This window comes from Arthrobacter mobilis (assembly GCF_012395835.1).
In the GTDB taxonomy this organism is placed as follows: Bacteria; Actinomycetota; Actinomycetes; order Actinomycetales; family Micrococcaceae; genus Crystallibacter; species Crystallibacter mobilis.
Map to the genome: position 1 here is coordinate 79298 of NZ_JAAZSQ010000018.1, position 15662 is coordinate 94959.

At 67.6% G+C, this 15662-nt stretch carries 17 protein-coding genes; 6 read left to right on the top strand and 11 right to left on the bottom strand.

Features of this window, described 5'->3' with window-relative positions:
• Positions 1-71 precede the first annotated feature (71 nt).
• Genes HGG74_RS16185 through HGG74_RS16205 form a run of 5 tightly spaced genes read right to left on the bottom strand, consistent with a single transcriptional unit; the run spans position 72 to position 4906 of the window.
• The gene (locus HGG74_RS16185; protein WP_168488003.1) at positions 72-791 is read right to left on the bottom strand and encodes an SDR family NAD(P)-dependent oxidoreductase; all 720 of its coding nucleotides are present in this window, start codon (positions 789-791) and stop codon (positions 72-74) included.
• Positions 791-1567: an SDR family NAD(P)-dependent oxidoreductase gene (locus tag HGG74_RS16190; RefSeq protein WP_168488037.1), complete on the bottom strand. Its 777-nt coding sequence runs from the start codon at positions 1565-1567 to the stop codon at positions 791-793. Before HGG74_RS16190 ends, HGG74_RS16185 begins: the two co-directional genes overlap by 1 nt.
• Positions 1551-2948, bottom strand: coding sequence for an MFS transporter (locus HGG74_RS16195; RefSeq protein WP_168488005.1), 1398 nt, complete (start codon positions 2946-2948; stop codon positions 1551-1553). Before HGG74_RS16195 ends, HGG74_RS16190 begins: the two co-directional genes overlap by 17 nt.
• Positions 2945-3835 carry a polysaccharide deacetylase family protein gene (locus HGG74_RS16200; protein ID WP_168488007.1) on the bottom strand — a complete coding sequence of 297 codons (891 nt, stop codon included), beginning with the start codon at positions 3833-3835 and terminating at the stop codon, positions 2945-2947. Before HGG74_RS16200 ends, HGG74_RS16195 begins: the two co-directional genes overlap by 4 nt.
• 48 nt (positions 3836-3883) lie before the next feature.
• Positions 3884-4906: an asparaginase gene (locus HGG74_RS16205; protein ID WP_168488009.1), complete on the bottom strand. Its 1023-nt coding sequence runs from the start codon at positions 4904-4906 to the stop codon at positions 3884-3886.
• Positions 4907-5139: 233 nt separating this feature from the next.
• On the opposite strand from HGG74_RS16205, the gene HGG74_RS16210 reads away from it, so the two are divergent.
• Complete coding sequence (locus HGG74_RS16210) at positions 5140-6162, top strand: LacI family DNA-binding transcriptional regulator (RefSeq protein ID WP_312856871.1); 1023 nt, start codon at positions 5140-5142, stop codon at positions 6160-6162.
• An 18-nt stretch (positions 6163-6180) separates the two neighbouring features.
• Here HGG74_RS16210 and HGG74_RS16215 read toward each other — a convergent pair whose 3' ends face one another.
• Genes HGG74_RS16215 through pxpA form a run of 5 tightly spaced genes read right to left on the bottom strand, consistent with a single transcriptional unit; the run spans position 6181 to position 10429 of the window.
• Positions 6181-7161, bottom strand: a complete 981-nt coding sequence (locus tag HGG74_RS16215; RefSeq protein WP_168488011.1) for a 5-oxoprolinase subunit C family protein — start codon at positions 7159-7161, stop codon at positions 6181-6183.
• Positions 7151-8050 carry a 5-oxoprolinase subunit B family protein gene (locus HGG74_RS16220; protein WP_168488012.1) on the bottom strand — a complete coding sequence of 300 codons (900 nt, stop codon included), beginning with the start codon at positions 8048-8050 and terminating at the stop codon, positions 7151-7153. The genes HGG74_RS16215 and HGG74_RS16220 overlap by 11 nt, the downstream gene beginning before the upstream one ends.
• Complete coding sequence (locus HGG74_RS16225) at positions 8047-9402, bottom strand: acetyl-CoA carboxylase biotin carboxylase subunit (protein ID WP_168488014.1); 1356 nt, start codon at positions 9400-9402, stop codon at positions 8047-8049. Before HGG74_RS16225 ends, HGG74_RS16220 begins: the two co-directional genes overlap by 4 nt.
• Positions 9403-9407: 5 nt before the next feature.
• Positions 9408-9647, bottom strand: coding sequence for an acetyl-CoA carboxylase (locus HGG74_RS16230; protein WP_168488016.1), 240 nt, complete (start codon positions 9645-9647; stop codon positions 9408-9410).
• An 11-nt stretch (positions 9648-9658) separates the two neighbouring features.
• Positions 9659-10429 (bottom strand): 5-oxoprolinase subunit PxpA, encoded by a 771-nt coding sequence (gene pxpA, locus HGG74_RS16235; protein ID WP_168488018.1) that lies wholly within the window; start codon positions 10427-10429, stop codon positions 9659-9661.
• Between the two features lie 116 nt (positions 10430-10545).
• Between pxpA and HGG74_RS16240 the strand changes: the two genes are divergently transcribed.
• Positions 10546-12048: a PucR family transcriptional regulator gene (locus HGG74_RS16240; protein ID WP_168488020.1), complete on the top strand. Its 1503-nt coding sequence runs from the start codon at positions 10546-10548 to the stop codon at positions 12046-12048.
• An 86-nt stretch (positions 12049-12134) separates the two neighbouring features.
• Positions 12135-12389 carry an antitoxin gene (locus HGG74_RS16245; RefSeq protein WP_168488022.1) on the top strand — a complete coding sequence of 85 codons (255 nt, stop codon included), beginning with the start codon at positions 12135-12137 and terminating at the stop codon, positions 12387-12389.
• Positions 12390-12478: 89 nt separating this feature from the next.
• Here HGG74_RS16245 and zapE read toward each other — a convergent pair whose 3' ends face one another.
• Positions 12479-13522 carry a cell division protein ZapE gene (gene zapE, locus HGG74_RS16250; RefSeq protein WP_168488024.1) on the bottom strand — a complete coding sequence of 348 codons (1044 nt, stop codon included), beginning with the start codon at positions 13520-13522 and terminating at the stop codon, positions 12479-12481.
• 202 nt (positions 13523-13724) lie between these two features.
• Between zapE and HGG74_RS16255 the strand changes: the two genes are divergently transcribed.
• From HGG74_RS16255 to ybaK, 3 genes are read left to right on the top strand one after another with little or no spacing between them, the layout of a single operon-like run.
• Complete coding sequence (locus HGG74_RS16255) at positions 13725-14645, top strand: sulfurtransferase (RefSeq protein ID WP_168488026.1); 921 nt, start codon at positions 13725-13727, stop codon at positions 14643-14645.
• A 39-nt stretch (positions 14646-14684) separates the two neighbouring features.
• The gene (locus HGG74_RS16260; RefSeq protein WP_168488041.1) at positions 14685-15116 is read left to right on the top strand and encodes a SufE family protein; all 432 of its coding nucleotides are present in this window, start codon (positions 14685-14687) and stop codon (positions 15114-15116) included.
• Positions 15117-15131: 15 nt separating this feature from the next.
• Positions 15132-15626, top strand: coding sequence for a Cys-tRNA(Pro) deacylase (ybaK, locus tag HGG74_RS16265; protein WP_168488028.1), 495 nt, complete (start codon positions 15132-15134; stop codon positions 15624-15626).
• Positions 15627-15662: the final 36 nt, after the last annotated feature.

Consider the following 15662-nt stretch of genomic DNA (forward strand, 5'->3'; position numbering starts at 1 on the left):
ACTATGGCCGCTGCCCAGCAGCGGCCATAGTCGTATCCGGTCCCTCCCCGCGGCACCCTGCTCCGCCAAGGTCATGGCATGACGTCGCCGGAATTGGGCCCGAGCGTCTGGCCAACATAGAGGTTGCCGCCCGGGTCGCTGGCGAGCAGGACCGCGGTAGGGGCCACCTCGGCCGGTGTCCCGAACCGTCCCAGGGGCAGTTCGGCACGTTTGGCGGCCTTCCAGCTCTCGGAAATCCCGTCCACAAGAGGCGTCGCGACCGGCCCCGGGGCAATACTGTTCACCAGGACGTTGTGCGGCGCCAGTTCCAGTGCCAGGGACTTTGTCAGGCCAATGACTCCTGCCTTGGCTGCGCTGTAGTGGCTGAGCCCGGTCCCTCCCTTGATGGCCAGCTGCGAGGAGATGTTGATGATCCGGCCCCAGCGCTGGCGGCGCATGTGCCCAACCACCTCGCGGCAGCACAGGAAGACACCGGTCAGGTCCACCGCCAGCGTTTCATTCCAGGTGGAGAGGGACATCTCTTCCAAGGGGGACTCCGTCAGCAGCCCTGCACTATTGACCAGAATGTCGATGCCGCCCAGCTGTTCCCGCGCCGAGCCAAAGGCTTCGTGCACGCTCGTTTCGCCGGCTACATCGACCTGGATTGTTCCGGAACCTGCAGCCCGGTCCAGGACGACTACGCGGTCGCCGTTGGCCCTGAAAGCCTCGGCGATGGCCTGGCCGATCCCGCTGGCACCGCCCGTGACCACCACCGCACGTCCTGCCGCCCCGAGACCAGGCTGTCCGTCCATCAGGCACGCATCTTGATCGTGAGCCCGCCGTCCACGACGATGGCCTGGCCGGTGACATAGCGGGCGTCGGAAGAGGTGAGGAAGCCGATGACGCTGGCGACTTCCTCCGGCCGGCCGACCCGCCCCCACGGAATGTCCTTGCCGGCCCGCTCCAGTCCTTCCGGACCCAGCGAGTTGACCGGGTCCAGCGACTGGGGCGTTTCGATCAACCCCGGGATGACGGCATTGGTGCGGATCCCGCGCGGCCCGAGCTCCACTGCCACGCTGCGGACGAGTCCGAGCACTCCTGCCTTCGCCGCGGCGTAGTGGGCGTGCTCCTCCCAGCCGTAGACCCCGCCGGCGATCGAGGACACCGCGACCATGGCTCCGCCGTCGGTCATCTTCGCGGCCCCGGACCGCAGCGTGCGCAGCACGCCGGTCAGGTCGACGTCGAGCATGTCGGTCCAGCGCTCGTCGGACAGTTCCGCCAAGGCGGCGTTGCGCAGGATGCCTGCGTTGGCAATGGCATAGTCCAGCCGCCCGAACTCCTGCACGGCCCGCTCGGCAAAGGCATCCACCGAGGCGGTACTGCGCACGTCGACTTCGTGGATGACGCCCTGGCCGCCGGCTTCGGTCACCAGGCGCAGGGTCTCCTCGGGATCGTGCGGATCCCCCGGAAAGGTGCCGATGACGCTGTGCACGCCGCGCTGCGCGTAGTGGGCCGCGAGCGCGCGGCCGATGCCGCTGGCGGCGCCGGTGATGATTGCTACCGAGGCATTATCAGGCGACATCGACATCATGGGGATGATCCTCCAGTATGGCCTCGATCGGCGGCTTGGCGGCGATCATCAGGAGACCGGACACCAAAGTTCCGACGGCCCCCACCCACAGAGCAGCCGCGCCGGTGCCCGCCTCGGCTGCCACCACGGTGAAGAGCGCGCCGCCGATGATGGTTCCGGGCTGGCTCATAGCGCCGATGAATGCGGTGCCGGTGGCGCGGCAGCTGACGGGGTAGCACTCGGCCATGAAGTACTGGATGGCCGCGTAGGGACCGACCAGGAAGAACAGGCCCGCGCCGTAGGTCAGGATGATCATGCCGGCGTTCGTCGCCACCGGGCTGAGCATGATGCTGAAGCAGATGCCCGAGATGATCCACCCGATAACAATCGTCTTTTTCCGGCCGATAATGTCGCCGAGCCAGCCATGGAAGACGTAGCCGAAATAGGCCAGAGCGTTGATGACGATCAGCAGCCAGAACGCCGTGGTCAGTTCCACGCCCTTGGCGTTAAAGAGCACTGAGCTGCCCAGGATGCTGAAGATCGTAATGCCGAAGAAGTTGACAATCCAGGCCAGCGAAAACACCACGGTGTTCCTGGCCAGATGCGGTTCCCAGATCCTCTTCAGCGGTGCGGCCGAGGAGTGTTCCACCCCGTAGGCGTGGGCCAGGGCGTGGGCCTCGTCGCTTTGTCCGTGCTTCTCCAGCTCGGTGAGCCGGTGGTGCAGTTCGAACTGCGGGGTCTCACGGAGTTTCTTCGCGATCACCCACATAATGACTGCTGCGGGAATGCACGCGATGATGTAGAGGATGCGCCAGCCGAAGATGGGCAGGAAGGCCAGGGACAGGGCGCTGGCCAGCAGGAAGCCCAGCGGCCAGCCGCCTTGGATGAAGGAGTAGTGGAAGCCGGGGCGCCGGCGCCGCTTTTCGTCCTCGGTGACCTGGTAGACCTCGTTCATGTAGGTCGCGTTGACGGCCTGCTCGGAGAAGCCAAGGCCGCCAAAGGACCTGATGAAGACGACCAAGGCATTGCTGATGAAGCCCAGCCCCGTGGGAATGAGCGCCGTCAGGCCCGAGACGACGGCGGTGCCGCCGATGGTGGTCATCATTCCCTTGCGCCGGCCGAGGCGGTCGATCACCGGGCCGATGCCGAAGCACACGATCGCGGTACCGACAGCGATCCAGGTGTTGATCGCGTAGGCCTCGGGGGCGGTCCAGCCGAATTCGTCCTGCATGGCCGGCAGCAGCGTACCGAAAAGCCCAAAGTCGAAGACGGCAACCGTCCAGGCCAGCAGGGCCAGGACGGTGGAGGTGGTGGTGGTCTTCTTGTCGAAGGACGGGAAGCGGCGCTTCTCGCCGGCGGTGGGAGTGCTCAGGTCGACACTGACCTCACGGGTGCTCACGGGTTTGCTTCCTTTCGCGGCGAGCGTTGGATGAAGGAGTCGGCAATCTGGTCGAAGGTGAGCCAGCTGACGCCGTCGTGGCCGTTGATGTGCTCAATGAGCCGCTCGAGCATGAGCAGCACCTGGGGCCGGCCGGAGACATCCGGGTGGATGGTCATCGTGAAGGCGGCCTGGTCCATTTCGCGGTAGACCCAGTCGAACTGGTCCCGCCACATCTGTTCGATGTCGCGGGGATTGACGAAGCCGTGCGAGTTCGCCGCCGCCTTGATGAACAGCATCGGGGGCAGGTCGTCCAGGTACCAGTTGGCCGGGATCTCGACGAGGTCGGTTTCCTCGCCGCGGACGAGCGGTTCCATCCAGGTTTCGGCGGACTCGTTGTAGTTGATCTTGGTCCACCGGTCCCCGACCCGCACGTAGTACGGCTCGAAGTCGCGGTGCATGAGGGAATGGTCGTATTTGATGCCGCGTTCGAGCAGGATCTCGTTGGTGACGGCGGAGAATTCCCACCATGGCGCCACGTAGCCGGTGGGCCGTTTTCCCGAAATCTTCTCGATCAGTTCGATGCAGCGGTCCAGGATTGCCGTCTCCTGTTCGCGGGTCATGGCAATGGGGTTCTCGTGCGAATAGCCGTGGACCCCGATTTCGTGCCCGGCCTCGGCGACCATGTGGGTCAGGTCGGGAAAGGTTTCTATCGAGTGTCCCGGGATGAACCATGTCGACGGCAGCTGGTACTTGTCGAAGAGCCGCAGGATCCGGGGGCCCCCGACCTCGCCGGCGAAGAGCCCGCGCGAAATGTCGCACGGGGAGTCCTGGCCGCCGTAGGAACCGAGCATGCCGGCCACCGCATCCACATCGACACCAAACGCGACCTGAATATCCTTTGCCATGAGCTGACCTTCCTCTTCGATAGTTGAACGGGAACGTAGGCATCTGCCCTAGGAGAGCGGCCGCCCGCAGCGCTCAAAGCTCTCGGCAATCCTGGACCGGGGCATCTCCAGCCTGAGCAGGAGGCTGAGCAGGACCAGGGACTGGGACGGGCGCAGGATGCCCGAGGGAATGGCGCCGGCCGCCAGCAGGTCCCTGCCGCCGCCGTCGCCGTAGATGGGCACGACGGGACCGGCGGGCACGCGGGTACTGGTCACGACGACGATGCCGGCAGCGGTCGCCTCGGCGATCGCCGCGCACAGGGTCCGGTTCGCATTGCCGCTGCCGGTGGCCTCCAGCACGATTCCCGCCGCGCCCGCGGCGAGGGATGCACGCAGCAGGACATCGTCCGCGCCCGGGTAGGACGCGACCACATCGACCCGCGGACCATCCGGAGCGGCAGACGGCAGCCGGAACGGTTCCATCCGCGGCGGCACGTCCCCCAGATGCACTCCACCGGCGGCAGTGACCCAGCCGGCAGGGCCAACGTCGGGGTTGGCGAAGGCGTCCAGGCCGGTGGTCTGCGCTTTCTGCACACCCCGGGACGGGAAAATCCTGCCGGCGAAGGACAGCAGCACGCCGCGGTCCCGGGCCTGCGGCGACGCGGCGACGGCCACCGCCTGCGCCAGGTTCGCCGGCCCATCCGGCGAAGCGGAATCGGCCGCTTTCTGAGCCCCGGTGAAGACAACCGGACGCGGATCGTCGTGGGTCAAATCCGCCAGGAAGGACGTTTCCTCCATGGTGTCCGTGCCGTGCGTAACCACGACGCCGAGGACGGCCGGATCGGCGAGCGCCTCCCGGATGGCGGAGCAAACCTGCACCATCTCGCCGAAATCCAGCAGGTAGGAACCTTTGCGGAGCACATCCACGACGCGCACCGGGCAGGGAGACGGGACGCCGAGGCTCCCCAGCAGCTGCTCCCCCGTGTCCGCAGCAACGGCGGCTCCCCCGGCCTCGGGGCGGGACCGGGAGGCGATGGTTCCTCCTGTTGCCAGCAGCACCAGGTGGGTTTTGCTGTCCTCTAGGGGGGTCATGACTGCTCCGGATACGGCTCTAGACAGCTGGTGTACGGAGCGGGTGCCGCTCCGCCGATGGCGGCTTCCCCCGGAGCCACCGGACCCTCTTCCCCTCACCCAATCGATTGGGTAAGGTGGCCAATACTCTACGATGTGATCGAGATCACGTCAACATCAGTGGCTCCGGCATGGCTCCGCCCGCGCGGTATGGTGTGCCGACAGCATTCATGGGTGGCATGCAGGAGGCATCCGTGAACGAGAGCAGCCGCCGGCGCCCGGTGACGATCAAGGACCTGGCCAGCGAGCTGGGAGTGCATCCGTCAACCGTGTCCCGTGTACTCCATTCCGAGGCCGAAGTCGCACGGAGTGCGGCCTCGGCAGAGACCGCCCGGAAGGTCCGGGAGCTGGCGCGGAAGCTGGGCTATTCCCCGCATCCGCAGGCCTCGGGCCTGCGGACCGGCCGCACGCACCTTCTGGGCACGATCGTTCCCCGGCTGTCGGACCTGGTCCTGGCCATCATGTACGAGGGCGTCGAGGAGGCAGCAGCCGAACTCAAGTATTCGGCCTTCGTCATGAACTCCCGGGATGACATGGAGGAACAGCGCCGCAAGACTGAGATCATGCTCGCGCGGAGGGTGGACGGGCTGATCTTCGGCGACGTCCACCTGGACTGCCCCCTGATGCCGGAGCTGGCGCGCCGCGGCGTCCCGTTCGTGCTGATGAACCGCAGGCTTCGCGGGTTTCCCTCCGCCACCTGCGACGACGTCCTTGGTGGCCAGCTTGTGGCGGACCATCTGTGGGACCAAGGACACCGCAACGTCGCCGTCGTCGCCGGGGAGCCGTATGCCAGTACCGCTGTCGACCGCACGTCGGGCTTCGTCGACCGCTGGCGTGCCCTCGGCGGCGACATCGGCCAGGGGGCTGTGGTGTGGTCAAGGTTCGACACGACCGGAGGCCGCGAGGCCGTCGCCGCCATCCTGCGGACCGCCCGTGTCCTGCCCACTGCCGTCTTTGCCGTGAACGACTTCGCCGCCATCGGGGCAATGGGAGCGCTGCGTTCCCACGGGCTGACCGTGGGCCGGGACATCGCCGTGGTCGGATTCAACGACACGCCCGTGGCCGCCCAACTCCCCATCCCGCTGTCCTCGGTACGCTCGCCCATGCTGGAGATCGGCCGTGCCGCGGTGGAACTGCTCCGCCGGGTGCTCAACCATGAGCCTGCGGAATCCATCCGGCTGAAGCCGGTGCTCCAGGTGCGCGAGAGCAGTGCCTGACACACCGGCCGGCGGATGTCAGGTTCCGGTCCCCCACAGCTGTGCGAGCAGGGCCCGCCGCTCGTGCCGGGCGGCCAGCGCCTCCTCCATGCCCACCGGGCGGAAACGCGTCCTGGTACCCGGCGCGCTGCGTGCCAGCAGGTCCATGTCCGCACTGATCACGGTGGCCACCATGGCGTACCCCCCGCCCGACACTGCATCCCGGTGCAGGACAATCGGCTCCTTGCCGCCGGGGATCTGGATGGACCCGACGGCGTAGCCGGCGTCCACAATATTCGACGGGTCCGACCCGGCACCGAAGGGCTGCTGCCGGGGCCGCCATTCCATCTCCGGCCCGGAATAGCGCAGGCCGGTACGGTCGGCTACCGGGGTGAGCGTCCACGTGGCGCCGAGCAGGGTCTCCATTCCCTGCTCCGTGAGCCGGTGGTCGTACAGCCCGGGCATCACCCGGACGGAAATCTCCTTCTCGAAGCGCGGACGCAGCCCGTCGTCGATCTCCTGCCGCGGCTCCTGCCCGCCCAGGGCGCCCGCGCCGCCGCCGACGGGAACCAGGTCGCCGGCGCGGAGCGGCCGGCCGGCGAAACCGCCGATGCCCCCGAGGCCGTAGGTTGAGCGGCTGCCCAGCACCACGGGCACATCGATGCCTCCGCGCACCCCGATGTAAAAGCGGGTCCCGCCCTGGAGGATGCCGAAGGACACTTCGTCACCGGCAGCCAGCTCCAGCCGGGACCACTGTGCGCGCACCCTGCCATTGACCTTGACGTCCACCGGCGCGCCCGTCACGGCAATGACCGCGTCCATGTCCGTACGGAACCGGGGACCCATGTAGGTGCATTCGAGCACCGCCTCGGCGGGAGTGTTTCCGGCCAAGGCGTTGGCCATTTCCGCGGAGAGTTCGTCCATGGCCCCGCTCTGCGGAATGCCGACGTTGTAATATCCAAAACGGCCGCGGTCCTGGACCGTCGTCGCCAGGCCGGGTTCGAGGATTTCAAACGCCATTGAGCCGCTCCAGTATCTCCCGGTTGTACCCGGCCGGGTCGTCCAGCGCCCGCTCCAAGTCGAACTGCACCGGCGCCTGCCTGTACCTGAAGGTTCCGGCTTCGACTTCGCCTTGGATCTGCCGGTATCCGGCCTCATCGACGGGCCGGAACTTCACGATGTCCCCCGGCCGGAAAAAGACCATGAAATCCTTGAAGTCGGGCAGTGACTGGGCCGGGTCGAAAATGGGTGCCGCGGCAATGCCGAACATCTGGTAGCCGCCGGCACCGCGGACTGAATAGATGCAGGCAAAGCAGCCGCCGTGTCCGACAGTCAGGGCCGGAGTGTCGGTCCGGGGACTGAGGTACTTCGGCACCTCCAGCTGCTGCTCCTGCGGAACAATCTGGAACATGAAGGGCAGGCCGGCGACAAAACCCACCATCGACACCAGCCAGGGGGAGCCGTGGTGCCGCTGGATGAACTCGTCGACCGAGGATAAGCCGTTTTCCGCCGCGGCGAACTCGAGGTCCGTCCCCTCCGGGCGCTGGTGGTTGGCGCGGAACCGGGCGGCGGTCTCGTTGGTGTACGGATCGTTGTACCAGACCGGCACTTCCACGACGCGGGTCTCGAGGGTGGGATGGGCGGTGCGGGCGACCGCTTCCTCGATCCGCCGCACCCGCGCCTCCAGATCTCCCGGAGGCAGCACGTCCGGATCAAACCGGATCAGCAATGAGGCATTGGCGGGACAAATGTCGCTGACGCCGTCAACGTGGTCCGCGGCGAGCAGGGACGCCATCGCATTGGATCTGAAGTTGGCGGCCAGGCTCATGGCCTCGTCGATTTCCACGAAGAGGAACTCGTCCCCGCCCCAGGTATAGCGGGCGCCGGGTCCGGCGGCAGCCGTTGTCATGCCACATCTCCCAGCAGGCCCGGCGTGGTTTCAATGAATTTCGAATGATGCTCCACATCCCGCAGCTCGGGCCGCTGGATCAGGGCGGTGAGCAGGGGCAAGGTGGTCTTGACCCCCTCCACGTCCACCTCATCCAGGGCTCGCAGCGACCGGGCAATCGCCTCGGCCCTGCTGGCATCCCAGACGATCAGCTTGGCCAGCAGCGAGTCGTAGAACGGGGCGACCACCGAACCGGCCACGAACCCGGAGTCGATGCGCACTCCAGGTCCCCCCGGCCAGTCCAGCCGTTCGAGGGTGCCGGGACTGGGCATGAAACCGCTGGCCGGATCCTCGGCGTTGAGGCGGAATTCGAAGGCATGTCCCCTGAACTGGACCTGGTCCTGGGACAGGGGCAGTTTTCCCTCGCCGGCGACGAGCAACTGTTCGCGCACCAGGTCCAGGCCGGTGACCATCTCGGTTACCGGATGCTCGACCTGCAGGCGCGTGTTCATCTCGATGAACGCCGCCTCGTGCGATTCGGGATCGTAGAGGAACTCGACCGTGCCCAGGCCCCGGTAGTGGCATTCGCGGGCCAGCTCCACCGAGGACTGCTGGATCCTTTCCCGGACCGCGTCGGGCAACGCAGGGGCGGGTGCCTCCTCGAGGATTTTCTGCTGGCGCCGCTGCATGGAACAGTCCCGGTCGCCCAGGTGGATGGCATCCTGCCCGTCCCCGAGGATCTGTACTTCCACGTGCCTGGCCCGGCCCAGGAACCGCTCCAGGTACACGTCGGCACTGCCGAAGGCCGCCCGGGCTTCCGCCTGGGCCACTTCAACGGTCGGCACCAGCTCCTGCTCGGTCGCGACCAGGCGGATGCCTCGCCCCCCACCGCCGGCCGAGGCCTTGACCACCAGCGGGTAGCCGATCTCCCGCCCTTCGGCAAGGAGGTCCTCGCCGTGCCCTACGGCCCCCTCGCTGCCCTTCAGGATGGGCACGCCGGCCCGCCGGGCCGCGTCCCGGGCCCGGGCCTTGTCCCCCATGAGTTCAATGGCTTCCGGGGAAGGACCCACCCAGGTGAGGCCGGCCTCCATCACTGCGGCCGCGAAGCGGGCGTTCTCCGACAGGAAGCCATAGCCGGGATGCACGGCGTCGCACCCGCTGTCGAGGGCGGCGGCGAGGACCGCGGACTGGTCGAGGTAGCTCTTGCTCGCGGGGGCCGGGCCAATGAGCCGGTATTCGTCGGCCAGCTGTGCGGCACGGGACTTTTCGTCCGGCTCGCTGACGGCCAGCACCGTGCGCAGGCCCAGCTCCCGGGCCGAGCGGATGACGCGGACCGCTATCTCGCCCCGGTTGGCGATAAACAGCCGTTCCACACCGGTCACCCCTCGCTGACCGTGGCGATCACGTCCCCCGGATTCACGGTCCCGGCATCCTCGATATGGAACCGGTCGAGTGTGCCGGCGGCATCGCTGCGCACTTCGGTGAACTGCTTCATGACTTCCACCACGCCGACGGTCTGGCCGACGTCGACCCGGTCTCCTTCCTTGACGTACGGATCCTTGTCCGGCCCGGGCCTGCGGTAGAAAATACCCGGCAGCGGGGAGAGGATTTCGGCCACGGGAACCCCTTTCAGGAGGCGTTGGAAACAGCGGCAGGACCGTTCGCCGACAGTGCCTCGCGCACCGCTGCCGCGACGTCGACGGCATTCGGAGCATCCGAATGCACGCAGACACTTTCGAAACTGATGTTGAGCAGTGTGCCGTCCACTGCTTCCACCACACCCTCGGCCAGCACCCGCCGGACCCGTTCCGCGGCGGCCTGCGGGTCGGTAGGTTCAGGCCGGCGCTTGATCAGGAGCTCACCCCGGGAACCGTAGTTCAGATCCACGTACAGCTCCCCCACGAAGGTCACGCCGGCTTCGGCGCACACCCGCTCGTGTTCGGTTCCGGCCAGTCCGTAGAACGGCACCCCGTACAGCGCCGCCACTCTGGCCGCAGCCCCCATCAGCTCGGCGTCGCGGGCGAGCATCCCGTAGAGCGAACCGTGGGGCTTGAGGTGGTTAAGCTCGAGGCCGGCCTTGCGCAGGAACCCGGCGAGCGCCCCGACCTGGTACAGGAGCAGGTTCTCCACCTCGTCCGCCGCCAGCTTCATCTCCCGGCGGCCGAAACCGACCAGGTCCGGCAGACCGGGATGAGCCCCGATCCGCACGCCTCTCGCCGCAGCCGCCTCGACCGTGGCCGCCATCGTGTCCGGGTCCCCGGCGTGGAATCCGCAGGCGACGTTGGCCACGTCGATGATGCCCATGAGGTCCAGGTCGTTGCCGAAGGAATGCAGGCCCAGGGATTCCCCGAGGTCGGAATTGAGCGTCAACTGCCCGCCGGCGGGCACAGACTGGGACATGGCACCCACCCTAGGACCACCGAGGGCGGCAGGGAAGTGGGCAGTTGCCCGTTACTGGGCTCCCCAAGCGGGACGTTTGCCCATAACCTTGTGGCAAGCGCCGAAAGGGAAGTCCCATGATCGTGGCCGACCTGCTTGCCGAGGACACCCTGCAGCTGCGCCTTCACACGCCGTCCTCCGCCACCCGCCTCGACTCCAGGATCAGCTGGTGCGCGCCGACCGAGGTCACCGACCCCACACCATGGCTGAGCCGGAACGTCCTGGTGCTGACCAACGGCATTGGCCTGCAGGCCGGGGACGACCGGACCTGGCAGGCCTACGTGGAGCGACTCGCCGCCGTTCCCGTCTCCGCGGTTGCCTTCGGCACAGGCACCGCCCACCGGCTGCTGCCCCCAGGCCTGGTCAAGGCCGCCACCAGACTCGATATTCCGCTGCTCGAAATCCCCCGGGCCGTCTCCTTCCTGCAGGTCCACCGGTACGTCACCAACGTCCTCCAGGCCGAGCACTATGCCGCGCGCACCCGGTCCTGGCAACTGGCCGAAGCCTGCTCCCGCCACGCAGCCTCGGGAGCCTCGGTCCGCACGATCCTGGCCGAGGTCGGCAGGAACGTGGGCGCTCCGGTGGCGATCATGGATGGCAGCGGCTCCGTCCTCGCCCAGTGGCCGGCAGCGGTGCGCTGGACGGGCGAGGACCTGCGCCGGGCCGCGATGGACGACGACGAACGCGCGGTGCCGCTTCCGATGGGCGGCGGCTCGTTCCAGCTCGTCACCCGCGGCAAAGCCCGGGACGAGCCCCTGGCGACCCTGCTGGCCCCGGCCGCCTCGATCATCGCGGTCCAGCTGCGAAGCGCCCTGCAAACCACCTCGCACAAACAGGCCCAGCTCCAAGCGCTTCTCCTGGAGGCATCGGATTGGCAGGGCGTGGCGCTGGAGAAGTTCGCCGGCACCTTCCGTTCCACCGGGCTGGAGGCTGACCAGCCGACGCTGATCGTCACCGCGGCTCTTGAGGAAGGCCGCCTGGCCGATGTCTGGAAGATCCGGCTCGCTCTCCAGGAAGTGTTCGAGGTGCTTCGGATGACCGTTCTCGGCGATCTCGTCGTCGCAGTGGCCCAGCGGCCCGGGGCCGGTTCGGCGCAAGCCTGCGGCGATGGCAGCCTGACCGCGTCGCTCACGGAACTTTTCCGGTCGGTCGTCCCGGACCTGCCTGTTGTCCTTAAGGGCCTGAGCAACAGCCCGGGCGAGCTGCGGCTCAGCCTTCACCATGCGGTCCGGCTGGTGCGGGAAGTCAGCGGGCCCGTGATGGCTGCGGACCTCGACCTGGACAGCGTTCTGGCCGTGGCAGCGGACCAGGGTGCACGCGCCGGTGCACGCAAGCTGCTGGCACCGGTTGTGGCCTACGATCAGCAGCACACCGGTGCCCTGCTCGCGACCCTGAGGACCTATCTGGACAGCGACTGCCACCCGTCGCGGACGTGCCACAGGCTCTTTATCCACCGGAACACCCTTGCCCAGCGCATCCGCAAGCTCGAATCGCTGCTCCAGGTGCGTCTGGACACCCTGGAAGGACAGACAGCCTGCCTCATGGCACTGCATCTGCAGCCGGACCTGCACCAGGAGTAGGAACGCCCTTCCCGGCCGGAACCGGCCGTGCCTAGGATGGACGCCGGCGGGAGCGACGGGCTCCCCACGGCAGAAGGGAGGTGTCTGTGTCTGTATTTGACCAGCTCAAGGGCAAGGCTTCAGGGCTCAAGGACAAAGCGGAGCACCTGGTCGGCGGCAACGCCGGCAGGCTCAAGGGCGCCGTCGGGCATGTCGGTGGCTTCATCGACCAGAAGACCGGCGGCAAGTACGCCGGCAGGGTCGGCAGCCTGCAGGCCAAGGCCGCGGAGCTGATCGACAAGGCTGACCGCAAGCACCGGAACGGGCCTGCGGCTCCGTCCGGGGGCAACCCTGCTGTCTAAGCCAAACCCCTCGGGCGCGGCAAAGGAGGCGCCGGTCCCGCCGGGAGGCGGTACCGGCGCCTTTGCCGTCGCTGGAGTGGGGCACTCCCTTACGCGGCGGCTTCGCCCTTCTGGCCTTCGCGGGCCAGCGCGGTGAGCCTGGACACCGCCCGGAAGTACTTCTTCATATATCCGCCGGACATCATTTCCGGGGTGAAGACCTGGTCGAACGGCACGCCGCTGGCAATGATCGGCACGTCCTTGTCGTACAGCCGGTCCGCCAGCACCACGAAACGCAGTGCCACCGCCTGCTCGGTGATGGTTTCCACGTTGTGCCAGGCCACCGCGTCGATGCCGTCGATAAACTGGCGGTAGCGGCTCGGATGCACCCCGGACAGGTGCGCGACCAGGTCCGAGAACTCGTCCGCGGCCACCACCTTGCCGTCGAAGCCGTGGTGGATCCGGCGCTTGAGCTCCAGGTCGGTCAGCGGCTCCGGAGCTGCCGGCAGCCCGCGGTGCCGGAAGTCCTCGCCGTCGATCCGCACGACGTCGAACTGGTCCGCCAGCACCTGGATCTCGCGCTGGAAGTCCACGGCCGCAAAGCGGCCCTCGCCCAGGGAACCGGGCAGGGTGTTGGAGGTCGCGGCCAGCCGCACCCCGGCGTCGGACAGTTCGCGCATCAGCCGGGACATCAGCACCGTGTCCCCCGGATCGTCGAGTTCGAATTCGTCGATGCAGACGAGCTCGTAGCTGCTGAGCGCATCCACCGTCTTGCGGAAGGAGAGCGCACCTACCAGGTTGGTGTACTCGACGAAGGTGCCGAAGGCTTTGGGCCCGTGCACGCTGTGCCAGAGCGAGGCGAGCAGGTGGGTCTTGCCGACGCCGAAGCCGCCGTCCAGGTAGATCCCGGAGCGGGTGGCCGGGGACTTCTTCCGGCTGAAGAAACTCAGGAACCCGGAGGGTTCCTGATGGTCCACGGAGGCGGCGAACTTCTTGAGGGCGGCGACGGCGGCGGCCTGGGACGGCTGGGCCGGATCGGGCCGGTAGCTGGCGAAGGACACCGCGCCGAAACGCGGCGACGGATGGAAACCTTGGAGGAGTTCGTCCACCGAAACCTTCGGCGTACGGCGTGAAAGCTGTTCAATCTGGGGCACGCTGGACTGACCGTTGCCTTCCGTATTCTTGCGCTGCAGAGGGTGCTGCGGTGATTTGCCGCCACGAAAACGATACGCCACGGCGGGCCCAATCACTGATTCGCAGCTGAAGCACGACGGACGCCACACGGCAGCAAAACGCCACAGTGCTGGTTAGGCTAGGCAGGAAACAGCCGACTGCGCACCCTCGAAAGGGACATCAATGCCTGCACCTGCAGAACAGAACGAGAAGTTCGCCGCCTATGCCCAGCCCTGGCGGCTGGTCTCCACCGAGTGGCTGGCCGACCACCTCGGCAGCAGCGACCTGGTGGTGCTCGAATCGGACGAGGACATCCTGCTCTACGAAACCGGCCATATCCCCGGCGCCCTGAAAATCGACTGGCACACGGACCTGAACGACCCGGTGACCCGCGACTACATCGACGGCGAAACCTTCGCCGCCGTCGCCGGCTCGCGCGGCATCGGCCGCGACACCACGGTGGTCATCTACGGGGACAAGAGCAATTGGTGGGCAGCCTACGCGCTGTGGGTCTTCACCCTGTTCGGCCACGAGGACGTGCGCCTGCTCGACGGCGGCCGCGACAAGTGGATCGCCGAAGGCCGGCCGCTGACCACGGAAAAGCCCGCAGTCACGCCGGTGGAGTACCCCGTCGTCGAACGCGACGACGCTTCCATCCGCGCCTACATCGGGGATGTGCTCAACCACTTCGGCAACCCGCTGATCGACGTCCGCTCGCCCGAGGAATACTCCGGGGAGCGCACCACCATGCCTGCCTACCCCGAGGAGGGCACGCTGCGCGGCGGCCACATCCCCAGCGCCGTCTCGGTGCCGTGGGGCCGCGCCGCGGCCGAGGACGGCACCTTCCGCACCCGCGCCGAACTCGAGAAGATCTACAAGGAGGAGGCCGGCCTGTCCGACGGCGACAACGTCGTGGCCTACTGCCGCATCGGCGAGCGGTCCAGCCACACCTGGTTCGTGCTCAAGTACCTGCTGGGCTTCGAAAACGTGCGCAACTACGACGGCTCCTGGACCGAGTGGGGCAATGCGGTGCGGGTGCCGATCGTCAAGGGCAGCGAGCCGGGCACCGCCCCGGCGACGCGGCGCGGGAAGCACGGGGCTTAGGCAGCACGCGTAGAATTAAGCTTTGTGACACCACAGAAAATGCCGGCGCAGCTGGCCGAAATCGTCAACGACTTCCAGTCGATGGAGGAATCCGAGCGCCTGGAGCTGCTGCTGGACTTCGCGCGGTCGCTGCCGGAGCTGCCCGGGCACCTTGCGGACCGCCCGGAGCTGCTCGAGCAGGTGGTCGAGTGCCAGTCCCCGCTGTTTCTGAGCGTCGAGGTCGGACAGGCGCCGGAGCAGCCCGTGCAGCTGTACTTCTCCGCGCCGCCGGAAGCGCCCACGACCCGCGGCTTCGCCTCGGTGCTGCACGAGGGGCTGAACGGGCTGCCGGCGGCGGAGATCCTGGCCGTTCCCGACGACGTCACCGACCAGCTGGGCCTGACCCGCGCCATTTCGCCGCTGCGCATGCGCGGCATGGCGGCAATGCTCGGCCGCATCAAGCGCCTGGTGCGCGAAGCTACGGCTGCCTGACAGCAGCCGGCGCAGATGGCACGAACAGCACGGAACGCTTCCGGAACCCCGGCCACCAGGATCCTCGTGGCGGCCGGGGTTCCGCATACCCTGCACAGCTATGACCATGATCCGGCCACGACCAGCTACGGGCTGGAAGCGGCCGCCGAGTTGGGCGTCGATCCTGACCGGGTCTTCAAGACCCTGCTGGTCTCTGCCGAAGGAACCCTCGCCGTCGCCGTCGTTCCGGTCAGCGGCTCGCTGGACCTGAAAAAATGCGCTGCCGCGCTCGGGATGAAGCGGGCCGCCATGGCCGATCCCGTGCAGGCCCAGCGGCGCACCGGCTATGTGCTCGGGGGCATTTCCCCGCTGGGACAGCGCCAGCCCTCCCCCACGGTCATCGACGAGTCCGCCCTGCTGTTCGCCACCGTGCTGGTCTCCGGGGGCCGGCGCGGCCTGGACATCGAGCTCGACCCGGCGGACCTGGTCCGGCTGACCCGGGCGCGCACGGCAGCCATCCGGAGCAGCTAGCTGTACTGACCTGAGAGGTTGGGTACGCGGCTGGCC